Consider the following 12,976-nt stretch of genomic DNA (forward strand, 5'->3'; position numbering starts at 1 on the left):
GAAGCCGCCTGCAAAATTCAGTGCGTTTTTATGTGCGCCAGCACTCATAACTTAAATTTATGCAACGGAGATCACACAAACGGGGGGTGGGGCGTAGGGGTTGGGAGGATGGAAAGAGGATGTCAAATAAGGAGACTGAGTCACGTTGAACCACTGAAGTCATACCACGAGACATCACCAAAAAGGATGGCAGATATGAATATCAAGACTGGCGCACGCGTTTTCGCATTGTCCGCCCTTGCAGCAATGATGATTTCCGCACCGGCGCTCGCCAAAATTGAAGAAGGCAAGCTGGTTATCTGGATTAACGGCGACAAGGGCTATAACGGCCTGGCCGAAGTGGGCAAAAAATTCGAGAAAGACACCGGCATCAAAGTGACCGTAGAGCACCCGGACAAACTGGAAGAGAAATTCCCGCAGGTTGCGGCAACCGGCGACGGCCCGGACATCATCTTCTGGGCGCATGACCGTTTTGGCGGTTACGCACAGTCTGGCCTGCTGGCTGAAGTCACCCCGGACAAAGCTTTCCAGGACAAACTGTTCCCGTTCACCTGGGACGCCGTTCGCTATAACGGCAAGCTGATCGCTTACCCTGTCGCGGTTGAAGCCCTGTCTCTGATTTACAACAAAGACCTGGTCCCTAACCCACCGAAAACCTGGGAAGAGATCCCGAAACTGGATAAAGAGCTGAAGGCGAAAGGTAAATCTGCCCTGATGTTCAACCTGCAAGAGCCGTACTTCACCTGGCCGCTGATTGCTGCCGACGGCGGTTACGCGTTCAAGTTTGAAAACGGCAAATACGACGTGAAAGACGTGGGCGTCGACAGCGCGGGCGCGAAAGCGGGCCTGACCTTCCTGGTCGACCTGATCAAGAACAAACACATGAACGCGGATACCGATTACTCCATCGCGGAAGCGGCGTTCAACAAAGGCGAAACCGCGATGACCATCAACGGTCCGTGGGCCTGGACCAACATCGACAAGAGCAAAGTCAACTACGGCGTGACGCTGCTGCCAACCTTCAAAGGCAAGCCGTCTAAACCGTTCGTTGGCGTGCTGAGCGCAGGCATCAACGCCGCCAGCCCGAACAAAGAGCTGGCGAAAGAGTTCCTGGAAAACTACCTGCTGACCGATCAGGGTCTGGATGAAGTGAACAAGGACAAACCGCTGGGTGCCGTTGCGCTGAAATCCTTCCAGGATCAGCTGGCGAAAGACCCACGTATCGCGGCCACCATGGATAACGCCCAGAAAGGCGAAATCATGCCGAACATCCCACAGATGGCCGCATTCTGGTACGCCACCCGTACCGCGGTTATCAACGCGGCAAGCGGTCGTCAGACTGTCGATGCCGCACTGAAAGATGCTCAGGGTCGTATTACTAAGTAAGTCTGAAAAACGGCGGGTAGCGCGTGCGCTTACCCGCCCTACGACTACGGCACGATCCGTAGGTCAGGTAAGCGCAGTGCCACCTGACGATAAGATTCCACCGTTGTAGAGGAAGAACCCCATGGATGTCATTAAAAAGAAACGCTGGTGGCAAAGCGACGCGCTGAAATGGTCAGCGATCGGTCTGCTGTGTCTGCTGGTGGGTTACCTTGTTGTTTTAATGTACGTACAAGGGGAATATCTGTTCGCCATCATGACGCTGATTTTAAGCTCTGCTGGCCTGTATATTTTCGCCAACCGTAAAGCCTATGCCTGGCGCTATGTCTACCCGGGTGTGGCCGGGATGGGGCTGTTTGTCCTGTTCCCGTTGATTTGTACCGTCGCCATTGCGTTTACCAACTACAGCAGCACCAACCAGCTTGCGCAGGAACGCGCGCAGCAGGTCCTGCTGGACCGCTCATACCAGGCAGGCAAGACCTTTAACTTCGGCCTGTATCCCGCAGGCAACGAATGGAAGTTAGCGCTTACTGACGAAGCAAGCGGGAAATACTATGTCTCTGACGCCTTCAAATTTGGCGGCGAGCAGAAGCTGGCCTTAAAAGAGGCCCAGGCCCTGCCGGAAGGTGAACGTGCCAACCTGCGCGTCATTACCCAGAACCGTCAGGCGCTGACCCAGCTCACCGCCGTGCTGCCAGACGACAGCAAAGTGATCATGAGCTCGCTGCGCCAGTTCTCCGGCACCCAACCGCTCTATACCCTGGCGGATGACGGCACGCTGACCAATAACCAGAGCGGCGTGAAATATCGTCCGAATAACGACATTGGTTTCTATCAGTCCATTACTGCCGACGGCAAATGGGGTGATGACAAGCTCAGCCCGGGCTACACCGTCACCATCGGCTGGGACAACTTTACCCGCGTGTTTACCGACGAAGGCATTCAGAAACCGTTCTTCGCCATCTTCGTCTGGACGGTGGTCTTCTCCGTACTGACCGTGATCCTCACCGTGGCCGTGGGCATGGTGCTGGCCTGTCTTGTCCAGTGGGAATCCCTGAAGGGCAAAGCGATCTACCGAGTGCTGCTGATTCTGCCGTATGCCGTGCCGTCGTTTATCTCGATTCTGATTTTCAAAGGGCTGTTTAACCAGAGCTTCGGTGAAATCAACATGATGCTGAGCGCGCTGTTCGGCATCAAACCGGCCTGGTTCAGCGACCCGACCACCGCCCGCTCGATGATCATCATCGTGAACACCTGGCTGGGCTATCCGTACATGATGATCCTGTGCATGGGGCTGCTGAAGGCCATCCCGGATGACTTGTACGAAGCTTCGGCGATGGACGGCGCGGGCCCGTTCCAGAACTTCTTTAAGATTACGCTGCCGCTGCTCATCAAGCCGCTCACCCCGCTGATGATTGCCAGCTTCGCCTTTAACTTTAACAACTTCGTGCTGATTCAGCTGTTGACCAACGGCGGCCCGGACCGTCTTGGCACCACCACGCCGGCAGGCTATACCGACCTGCTCGTGAGCTACACCTACCGTATCGCCTTCGAAGGCGGCGGCGGTCAGGACTTCGGTCTGGCGGCAGCGATTGCCACCCTGATCTTCCTGCTGGTGGGCGCCCTGGCGATTGTGAACCTGAAAGCCACACGTATGAAATTTGACTAAGGAGGGCACTGAACATGGCTATGGTACAACCCAAATCTCAGAAACTGCGCCTCCTGGCGACGCACCTGGGCCTGCTGATTTTTATCGCGGCGATCATGTTCCCGCTGCTGATGGTTATCGCCATCTCCCTGCGTTCGGGTAACTTCGCCACCGGGAGCCTGATCCCGGACGAAATCTCCTGGGAGCACTGGAAGCTCGCGCTGGGCTTCAGCGTGGAACACGCGGATGGCCGCGTCACGCCGCCGCCGTTCCCGGTGCTGCTGTGGCTGTGGAACTCGGTGAAAATCGCAGGTATTACCGCCATTGGTATCGTGGCGCTGTCCACCACCTGCGCTTACGCCTTTGCCCGCATGCGTTTCCCGGGCAAAGCGACGCTGCTGAAAGGGATGCTGATTTTCCAGATGTTCCCGGCGGTGCTGTCGCTGGTGGCGCTGTATGCCCTGTTTGACCGCCTGGGCCAGTACATTCCGTTTATCGGTCTGAACACGCATGGCGGCGTGATCTTCGCCTACCTTGGCGGTATCGCACTGCATGTGTGGACCATTAAAGGCTATTTCGAAACCATCGACGGCTCGCTGGAAGAAGCGGCTGCGCTGGATGGCGCGACCCCATGGCAGGCGTTCCGCCTGGTGCTGCTGCCGCTGTCGGTGCCGATTCTGGCGGTAGTGTTTATCCTGTCGTTTATCGCTGCGATCACCGAAGTACCGGTTGCCTCACTGTTACTGCGTGATGTGAACAGCTACACCCTGGCCGTAGGGATGCAGCAATACCTCAACCCCCAAAACTACCTGTGGGGCGACTTTGCCGCGGCGGCCGTACTCTCTGCCATCCCGATTACCGTGGTGTTCCTGCTGGCGCAGCGCTGGCTGGTGAACGGCCTGACGGCGGGCGGTGTGAAAGGTTAAGTTTCATTTTGTTATGCCACTGCAACCCTCAACTTTAGACGTATTGTATTGACCCAACTTGTGACTGTTGTTAGGCGGCCTCCGGGCCGCCATTTTTTTATTCGCGTTTCAGCCGCTTCGAGTTACACAGCCAGAGGGTGATCACCAGCAGCAGGATCGCCGCCGAGTAGATCAGCACATCGAGCGGGGATTTATGATCGACGATGATCAGCCGCACAATCGCGGTGATCCCAATGTAGACAAAATAGCGCAGCGGGAAGTGAAAGCCGGACTGAAAATACTTCACAATCAGGGCGATAAATTCAAAGTAGAGAAAGTAGACCACCAGGCCTTCCACCAGCGCATATTTGCTGGTTTGTTCAGGGGCGAACAGCACATCCGCCAGATGCACCGTCTCCTTACCCAAAAAGACGACCAGGATCAGGCCAAGGCTCAGCAGACCGAGGTTCAGCACGGTCTGGAGGACAGTTGAGATAAACTCAACGCGCGGGCGAGTCAGGGATGTCATACAGCACCTCATTCTCCAGGGCGAGGTTTCTGTATAACGCAAAAATGTGACGGGGATCTATATTTTTTGTTTATGTTTGGCGCATTCGCCCGGTGGCGCTGCGCTTACCGGGCCTACAAAAACCGTAGGCCGGGCAAACGCAGTGCCGCCCGGCGTGAAGCATCAGCGGAAGTTAATGTTCTTATCGCTGGTCATGTCGTACAGCTGGAACTTACGTCCAAGCTGTTGACCGCCGTCACGCGTCAGCGGCGTCCAGCCGATGGCCGCGCGGCTACGGGTTGGACCGGATGAGAACAGATCCAGCGGAATCGACACGTAAACCCCTTTGGTGAAGTCCCCTTCCCCATATTCGTCCGGCGAGACGTTGGTAATGGTGGCGTAGCCACCCACCACGACGCCGCTGTCGAAGTGTTTGGAGATATCCAGCGTGCCGCCCTTATCGCCCGCCAGGTACTGCCCGACGCTGGCTTTCACCAGCACGTCAGGCGCGAACGACGGCGTCCAGTACGCGGTCAGGTGACCGGTTTTAACGCTGTAGTCGGTGAACTTCATCATGTCCTGCGCGCTGCGCCAGTCACGCTGTTTAACGTAGTTGGCATCAATCCCGAACGCCCAGTTGCTGTCGACAGGACGATAAAGCACTTCTGCCCCCGCGCCGCCGTACATGGTTTCCAGATACCCGCCGTACACCTGGCCGTAGAACCCGTTGCCGAAGTACTGGAAGTAGTTGGCCTGCAGGTTGTTCACGTAAGCATCGTTCTGTACGTACTCACGCACGCGGGTACGCACGCGCGGCAGCGTCGAGTCTTTTGGCGGGTTAGTGTAGTTGAACTTGTCGTAGTTGTTGGCGATGTTGCCGAACAGGCTGCCGGTGGTCAGCAGGTGGTCGGTCAGCCACAGATCCGCCGTCGCCATGACGCCCAGCTGATACATGTAGAAGTTTTCCGGCCCGCCGACGGACTGGTTCAACACCGGATCGATATGGAAATCGAAGCGCGACTTGTCGATATACCAGCCCTGCTCGGTGGTCTCCGGCACGATCGGCTCAACGCGTTTTTGCACCAGCTCGGTTTCATGTCCGAGCGGTTCGCCTTCCAGATGGCGCTTCAGGCTGGCAACGTCCGTTTCCGTCGTCACCTGCGGCAGGTTGAGACGGTTCTCCGTCACGCGGATCGTACGGATCCCGTCCGGGAGATCGTTCATGACGATCCGGTTGGCGCGCTCGATCCCTTCCCGCGAGTCGCGGTATTTCACCTGCTCGCCGGTGACGTAAAGCGTATCGCCTTTCACCTGAATTTTTGGATCCGCCAGGCCGGCATTGTATTTCAGCAGCGTCAGCTGGTTTGCCACCACGGAGTGCTGCAGAATCGCATCCTGCGGCTCCGGCTGGTATGCAGGCCGCGCGTTGTCGTTGTAGTGCGGCCGCATGTCGTTGAAGTTGGTGCGCAGCGTAAAGCCAAACATCACCGTATTGCCGCGCTCGTAGCTGAGGTTAACGTCGGCCCAATCGGTGACGCGATAAATGGCGCCGACGTTAAACTTGCTCTTCTGCTCAATCTTCCCGGCGAAGTCCTGCGAGTAGTCATTCCCCTCGTACTCCAGCTTCAGGCGCAGTGGCTGCCAGGGCGTCTGATACTCCACGCCGCCAAACAGCGAGGCCGGGCCGTGGAACATCTGGTCGCCGTTGATGGAGCCCGCTTTCTGATAGCTGTTATCGCGGTAGCAGTATTTATCGCTGTAGGAGCAAAACGGGTTTTTCACGTTGCCGCTGGTGCCGAGATAGCCCCATCCCAGACCGAGCGAGAAGTCGAACGGCCCCCAGGCCTTGCTGGCCACGATGTATTCCGCATCAAACAGGCCGGTACCGCCAATATCTTTGGCGCCCACGGAGACCTGCGGCATCCAGTAGCTCTCTTCCCACAGGCGCAGCTTGACGTCGAAGGCTTTATCTTTGTAGGTCTGATCGCCTGAGAACGCCTCGACGCTGCTGTATTGTTTCGTACGGACGTCGGTATAGCGCAGCGTGGTTTCAAGCCACGGGAACAACTGCACCGACGCCGAGTAGTAACGATACTGGTCGTTATCACGGTAGTTAAGGCTAATTTCCCCTTCGCGCGCCATACGCGCGGTGGGCGTTTGCAGTAAACCGACGCCGCCGAAGTCTGACTGAGACGGGCCAATGGGTGCCGGATACGTTTCTGCATGGCAGGCGGCACTCACGCAGAGCGCCAGCATGCTGTAGAGATAGGTTCTTTTCATTATTCCGGTATCCGCTGAATCAGGGAGTGAAGGATATCGGCGTTAAGCCCGTCATACGCCTTCGTCCAGAAATGGTCGGCAAAACCGACAAAAATAATGCTGCCCGGCATGGGTTCGATATGTCGTTTATTCCAGTAAGCAACGGGCGCTTTTTGCGTGTGGCCGTCAGGGTAAACCACCCAGGCGTAGCTGTTATCCGCACCGCTCAGCAGACTCTGCTCGTCGAGGTAGCTCGCCACGTCGCGGCCGGGAGTAAAGGGCTTGTTACCCGGGCTGCCGATCAGCCCCATCACGGTCACCGTCGTCGGCTTCGCCGGAAGCCAGAGCGTATAGTCCCCTTCCAGGGTCGGGTTGCCGTTTTCCGTGACGCGCACCTCATCCGGGTCAAGATTGACGTTCTGTCGGCCCGTCACCTTCAGCGCCTGCAGCTGCTGACGGACGCTGTTAATGGCCGCCGCGTCGTCGCCGTCTTCCTGTTCCGCGAGTCCCGTTAGTCTGGCAAGAAGCGCCTTGTGCTGCTGTTCCGCTTCAGCGGTCTTGTGCCGTTCAGCGATGACCGCGCCTGGCCACCAGCTGTTGGCAAGCCTTGGCTGTCCGACGAGATCGAGCAGACGTTCGGCGTGGGTTAAGGTTTTAGGTTTTTCACTGTCCGGCGTGTAGACCTTTACCGTTCCCGCGGACCATGCCAGCGGCGCGGCAAAACTGGCGATAAGCGCAGCGTGGATGAGCGTTTTCATGATTTCGCCGCCTTGATCAGGGTGGTTTTGACCGGGAAGAATCCGGCACCGAGATACTGTAAGGACTGGCGGATCTGCCCTTCCTCGTCGATCCAGAAGCGGTTGTGCCAGGTGGCCTGGTCGGTGGTGACCTCTTCATCCAGCACGCGAACCTGCGTTTCGTCGCTGCCGACCTTCACGCTGTCGGTGCCGTCCCAGCGGAAGGTCGAGCGTGCCGTGGCGTAACGCACCTGCTTGTGTTCGGTCCAGCCCATCGTGCGCGTCCAGCCCGCGCCGTCGGCGATCTGGTTCGGCTTGATCAGCGGATCGTCAGCGAGATTATTCACCTCCAGCAGGTTATCGCCGCCCAACAGGGTTTTCACGATACGGCCATGCTGCGTCACGATGGTGGCCTGATCCTGCGTCACCCATTTCTGCTGCCCGTTTTCATCGAAAGCGAGCACCACAAACAGTTGCGGGCCATCGTTAAGCTGCATGTACTGACTGGCATAAGGCATGTTCTGAAGCTCGTCATCGGTCAGATGCACGCCCGGTGTGCCGAACAGGCTTTCCCACAGTGAGTTTCCCAGCCCTTTAGTGGTGGCCGAGCATGCCTGCAGCAGCAGGCAAATCAGAATGATTGCTGGTCGCTTCACGACTCTTCTCCGAAGGGGCGAAATAACCACACCGAAGTGTGGTTATGATTAAAACACCCGCTATTACTGGGTGCTGGTTGTCGTGGTGGTCGTGGTTCCGGTGTTGGAGCCATCACCGCCACCGGTTGCCGCCAGCGCGACACCCACGGCTGAACTTACGGTGCTGGCGCTGGCTGCGGTAGAACTTCCCGCAGACGCAGACGTCGCAGCCGACCCTGCCGCTTCCCCGACCTGAACCGGAGCTGCATAAACAGATGTCGCCGCAAGCGCAGATATGGCAAAAATGCCATACAGTACTTTCTTCATAACAATTTCCCTTCAATGAATGAATGGAGATTTGCCCGAAAAGAATTTCAGGCGGAATCGAGTATACACAACTCATGCCGTGGGTTTGCCGTAAGGGGAAATAGAGGGTGGGTTTTCAGACTAATGGATAAAATCGAAATGAAAGACAAAGAGGAAAAATATTAAATAAAAATAAAACAATAACTTATAATATCTATATATTAACTTTCTTCTGCGTATTTTCTTAAAATAAACCGCAGCAATTAACGGGTTAAACGTCTTTTTCAGATTAAACTCAGAACCAGAATTTGCGTTAACTAACAGACATCAGGAATTATCTGATAAAAAAATGCCGGCATTAAGCCGGCACGTTTTCATGGCGTTTTAATTACGCACGCCATGCTTTATAGCGGTTGATCAACCCATTGGTCGAGCTGTCATGGCTGGTAATCGCGTTATCGTCACCCAGCTCTGGCAGAATACGGTTTGCCAGCTGTTTACCCAGCTCAACGCCCCACTGGTCAAAGGTGAAGATGTTCAGGATCGCGCCCTGCGTGAAGATTTTGTGCTCGTACAGGGCAATCAGCGCGCCAAGGCTGAACGGCGTGATTTCGCGCAGCAGGATGGAGTTGGTTGGACGGTTGCCTTCGAACACTTTGAACGGCACCACGTGCTCCAGCGTTGCCGGATCTTTACCCTGGTCGCGGTATTCCTGCTCAACCACCTCGCGGGATTTACCGAACGCCAGCGCTTCGGTCTGGGCGAAGAAGTTGGACAGCAGCTTCGGATGGTGGTCGGACAGCGGATTATGGGTGATAGCCGGGGCGATGAAATCGCACGGTACCATTTTGGTGCCCTGGTGAATCAGCTGATAGAACGCGTGCTGACCGTTAGTGCCCGGCTCACCCCAGATGATTGGGCCAGTCTGGTAATCCACCGCGTTGCCGTTACGGTCCACGTATTTACCGTTGGATTCCATGTTGCCCTGCTGGAAGTAAGCAGCAAAGCGGTGCATGTACTGGTCATACGGCAGGATCGCTTCGGTTTCAGCGCCAAAGAAGTTGTTGTACCAGATACCGATCAGCGCCAGCAGCACCGGCAGGTTTTTCTCAGGTGCGGTGGTGGAGAAGTGTTTGTCCATCGCGTGCGCGCCGGAGAGCAGCTCAACGAAGTTGTCGAAGCCCACGGACAGGATGATAGACAGACCGATTGCAGACCACAGAGAGTAGCGGCCACCGACCCAGTCCCAGAATTCGAACATGTTCGCGGTGTCGATACCGAACTCGCTGACGGCTTTACCGTTGGTGGACAGCGCAGCGAAGTGTTTCGCCACGTGCTTGTTGTCGCCCGCGGTTTTCAGGAACCAGTCGCGCGCGCTGTGGGCGTTGGTCATGGTTTCCTGAGTGGTAAAGGTTTTCGACGCAACCAGGAACAGGGTGGTTTCCGGGTTCACGTTCTTCAGCACTTCGGCGATGTGGGTACCATCGACGTTAGACACAAAGTGCATATTGAGGTGGTTTTTGTACGGGCGCAGCGCTTCGGTCACCATGAACGGGCCGAGGTCAGAACCGCCGATACCGATGTTAACCACGTCGGTGATCGCTTTGCCGGTGTAGCCTTTCCAGCTTCCGGAGATGATCGCTTCGGAGAAGGTTTTCATCTTTTCCAGCACCGCGTTCACTTCCGGCATGACGTCTTTGCCGTCAACGATGATTGGGGTATTGCTACGGTTACGCAGGGCTACGTGCAGCACGGCACGGTCTTCGGTGCGGTTGATCTTCTCACCGGAGAACATGGATTTGATGGCGTCCGCCAGCTCGGTCTCTTTCGCCAGATCCTGCAGTTTTGCCAGCGTCTCTTCGGTAATGCGGTTTTTAGAGAAATCCACCAGCATCAGGTCGTCGAAGGTCGCGGAGAACTTGCTGAAACGATCGGCATCTTTCGCGAACAGGTCCGCGATGGTGACATCTTTCATTTCATCAAAATGTTTCTGGAGTGCCTGCCAGGCAGCGGTCTGCGTTGGGTTGATGTTTTTCATTAGCAATACTCTTCTGATTTGAGAATTGTGACTGCGGTCGATTGTAGCGCCTGCAAATAAAAATTGTGATGGTTTTTATGCCATTGCCCTGGCCTGCATCAAACACAGGTGAAAAGACCCGAAAAGTATAGCTGCTGAAGCGCCCTCCTGGAGCGGAGAAATGTCGGTCAAAATGCCCTAAAACGAAGCATAAAATCTGGCCCTGTTATAAGTCCTGTTTCTCAGGGGTACCCCCCCATAAAAAATCCGCATAATCCCAGCATTGACAGGACCTCCCCCACATTTTATTTATAGGGCCGTATTTTGCGCCTGCACCTGTTTTCGTTTCATTCTTGTGCCATGGTCGCTTATTCATTCCCTGACACGAGGTTGTTATGACGAGTTTTGTGGTCGCCAAGTTTGGCGGCACCAGTGTGGCCGATTACGATGCCATGAACCGCAGCGCCGATGTGGTGCTGGCCGATCCGAATACCCGCCTGGTGGTGCTGTCTGCATCCGCCGGCGTGACGAACCTGCTGGTTTCTCTGTCTGAAGGACTGGAAGCGACAGAACGTTTCGTGAAGCTGGATGCACTGCGCAAAATTCAGTTCGACATCCTTGAGCGTCTGCAGAACCCGAACGTCATCCGCGAGGAAGTGGAACGCCTGCTGGAAAACATCACCACGCTGGCAGAAGCGGCCTCTCTGGCCACCTCCACCGCCCTGACCGATGAGCTGGTCAGCCACGGTGAGCTGATGTCCACCCTGCTATTTGTGGAAATCATGCGCGAGCGTAACGTTCAGGCGCAGTGGTTTGACGTACGCAAAATCATGCGTACCAGCGACCGCTTTGGCCGCGCCGAGCCGGACGTTGAAGCGCTGGCCGAGCTGACCAATCAGCAGCTGGCCCCGCGCCTGGCAGACGGCATCGTGATCACTCAGGGCTTTATCGGCAGTGAAGCGAAAGGCCGCACGACCACGCTTGGCCGTGGCGGCAGCGACTATACCGCCGCGCTGCTGGGCGAGGCCCTGCATGCTACGCGCGTCGATATCTGGACTGACGTTCCGGGCATTTACACCACCGACCCGCGCGTTGTTTCCGCGGCGAAACGTATTGATGTGATCGCGTTTGAAGAAGCGGCGGAAATGGCCACCTTCGGCGCGAAAGTGCTGCACCCGGCCACGCTGCTGCCTGCTGTGCGCAGCGATATTCCGGTCTTCGTCGGCTCCAGTAAAGATCCAAAAGCGGGCGGCACGCTGGTCTGCAAGAAAACGGAAAACCCGCCGCTGTTCCGCGCCCTGGCCCTGCGCCGTCGCCAGACGCTGGTGACGCTCCACAGCCACAATATGCTGCACTCCCGCGGTTTCCTGGCGGAAGTGTTTGGCATTCTGGCGCGCCACAATATCTCCGTGGATCTGATCACCACCTCGGAAGTGAGCATTGCATTGACGCTGGACACCACCGGCTCCACATCAACCGGCGATACCCTGCTGACGCAGTCGCTGCTGATTGAGCTGTCCGAGCTGTGCCGCGTGGAAGTCGAAGAAGACCTGGCGCTGGTTGCTATCATCGGCAACAAGCTGTCCCGCGCCTGCGGCGTGGGCAAAGAGGTGTTTGGCGTGCTCGACCCGTTCAACATCCGCATGATTTGCTACGGTGCGTCCAGCTATAACCTCTGCTTCCTGGTGCCAGCCGATCAGGCTGAGCAGGTGGTGCAGAAACTTCATCAGAATTTGTTTGAATAAGCGCAAGAATGGCCCGGGCGTTTTCACTACCGGGCCATTCTTTAGCTCTTCATTACTGTTCTCATCAGCAGCGAATCCAGATCTTTTAAATTTCCTTCTCTGCTGTCGGGTAGTACCGGCGGCACTTCTCCTCTCACCAGCTCACTTTGCAAAAAAGCGTGGAGTAAGGGCCGTTTAGGACCATATTCCGCTTCACCTGCGCGCTGTTTTATTTCCAGTAATCCATCGATTTCCGCACGTAACGGCGCACACAGTTCGCTCCCGGCAAGCAGTTCGGCAAAACGCATCGGTGGAACGCCTTTCCCCGCTTCTACCCACCGCGCCGCCAGCAAAGGTCGCAGAACATAAAAGTACTTTTTCAGCCGAACCGTTTCCCCCTGTAAATATCCACGGAAGTTTTTTCGGGCCATTGAGTAGTAATGCCAGCGGGCGCGCAATGGCGAAAACCACGCAGGTATCAGCGCGCGCAACTCGGCCACTACCGTCTCATCTTCCTGATAAACAACGGGGGAATCCAGCCACTCGATAAGCGTCGGGTTTGCCCCCTTCAGCAGGCCCAGTGCCTTGCGCCATTCCCAGCCACAAACGTCCAGTTCATCATCTATCGGCAGCTCGATCACATCCCGCTGGGCTTCGACGCGCAGATACCATTCTGGGCGGTGAACGTACAAAAACCGCACATCATAATCGCTATCCGGTGAGGCAAAACCCCATCCCCGGCTGCCCGATTCACAGGCGTAGAGCACGCGCACGTTATAGCGCTGCTCTATATCGCGAAGTTGCGCGCAGACACGTGCGCGCATCGCGCTATCAACATCGTTGTTGCTCATTTT

Annotated in this window: 11 protein-coding genes; 4 read left to right on the forward strand and 7 right to left on the reverse strand. The window is 56.3% G+C overall.

What is annotated here, in order from left to right; translation table 11 throughout:
- The first annotated feature begins 195 nt into the window (after window positions 1-195).
- From malE to malG, 3 genes are all read left to right on the forward strand, one after another.
- The gene (gene malE, locus ACOTXT_RS06935; RefSeq protein WP_008500079.1) at window positions 196-1,386 is read left to right on the forward strand and encodes a maltose/maltodextrin ABC transporter substrate-binding protein MalE; all 1,191 of its coding nucleotides are present in this window, start codon (window positions 196-198) and stop codon (window positions 1,384-1,386) included.
- A 121-nt stretch (window positions 1,387-1,507) separates the two neighbouring features.
- Window positions 1,508-3,052, forward strand: coding sequence for a maltose ABC transporter permease MalF (gene malF, locus ACOTXT_RS06940; protein WP_021242728.1), 1,545 nt, complete (start codon window positions 1,508-1,510; stop codon window positions 3,050-3,052).
- 14 nt (window positions 3,053-3,066) lie between these two features.
- The gene (gene malG, locus ACOTXT_RS06945; RefSeq protein ID WP_008500077.1) at window positions 3,067-3,957 is read left to right on the forward strand and encodes a maltose ABC transporter permease MalG; all 891 of its coding nucleotides are present in this window, start codon (window positions 3,067-3,069) and stop codon (window positions 3,955-3,957) included.
- A gap of 97 nt (window positions 3,958-4,054) precedes the next feature.
- Here the strand turns inward: malG and psiE are convergent, their stop codons facing one another.
- The 6 genes from psiE to pgi form a co-directional block, all read right to left on the reverse strand.
- Entirely contained in the window at window positions 4,055-4,465 is a 411-nt protein-coding gene (gene psiE / locus ACOTXT_RS06950) for a phosphate-starvation-inducible protein PsiE (RefSeq protein ID WP_021242727.1), read from the reverse strand.
- Window positions 4,466-4,627: 162 nt separating this feature from the next.
- Window positions 4,628-6,724, reverse strand: coding sequence for a YjbH domain-containing protein (locus ACOTXT_RS06955; RefSeq protein WP_008503426.1), 2,097 nt, complete (start codon window positions 6,722-6,724; stop codon window positions 4,628-4,630).
- On the reverse strand, window positions 6,724-7,461 hold the full coding sequence (locus tag ACOTXT_RS06960; protein ID WP_084832470.1) for a capsule biosynthesis GfcC D2 domain-containing protein: 738 nt from the start codon (window positions 7,459-7,461) through the stop codon (window positions 6,724-6,726). Before ACOTXT_RS06960 ends, ACOTXT_RS06955 begins: the two co-directional genes overlap by 1 nt.
- On the reverse strand, window positions 7,458-8,096 hold the full coding sequence (locus ACOTXT_RS06965; protein ID WP_008503424.1) for a YjbF family lipoprotein: 639 nt from the start codon (window positions 8,094-8,096) through the stop codon (window positions 7,458-7,460). Before ACOTXT_RS06965 ends, ACOTXT_RS06960 begins: the two co-directional genes overlap by 4 nt.
- 63 nt (window positions 8,097-8,159) lie before the next feature.
- A complete protein-coding gene (gene yjbE / locus ACOTXT_RS06970; protein WP_008503423.1) occupies window positions 8,160-8,402 on the reverse strand; it encodes an exopolysaccharide production protein YjbE in 243 nt (80 codons plus the stop codon).
- Between the two features lie 367 nt (window positions 8,403-8,769).
- Window positions 8,770-10,419, reverse strand: a complete 1,650-nt coding sequence (gene pgi, locus ACOTXT_RS06975) for a glucose-6-phosphate isomerase (protein ID WP_008503422.1) — start codon at window positions 10,417-10,419, stop codon at window positions 8,770-8,772.
- A 374-nt stretch (window positions 10,420-10,793) separates the two neighbouring features.
- Between pgi and lysC the strand changes: the two genes are divergently transcribed.
- Window positions 10,794-12,143 (forward strand): lysine-sensitive aspartokinase 3, encoded by a 1,350-nt coding sequence (gene lysC, locus ACOTXT_RS06980; RefSeq protein WP_008503421.1) that lies wholly within the window; start codon window positions 10,794-10,796, stop codon window positions 12,141-12,143.
- 41 nt (window positions 12,144-12,184) lie between these two features.
- On the opposite strand, the gene ACOTXT_RS06985 is transcribed toward lysC, so the two are convergent.
- On the reverse strand, window positions 12,185-12,973 hold the full coding sequence (locus tag ACOTXT_RS06985; RefSeq protein WP_100122826.1) for a nucleotidyltransferase domain-containing protein: 789 nt from the start codon (window positions 12,971-12,973) through the stop codon (window positions 12,185-12,187).
- Between the last annotated feature and the right edge of the window lie 3 nt (window positions 12,974-12,976).

The organism is Enterobacter cloacae complex sp. IR5422 (assembly GCF_049238165.1).
In the GTDB taxonomy this organism is placed as follows: Bacteria; Pseudomonadota; Gammaproteobacteria; order Enterobacterales; family Enterobacteriaceae; genus Enterobacter; species Enterobacter roggenkampii.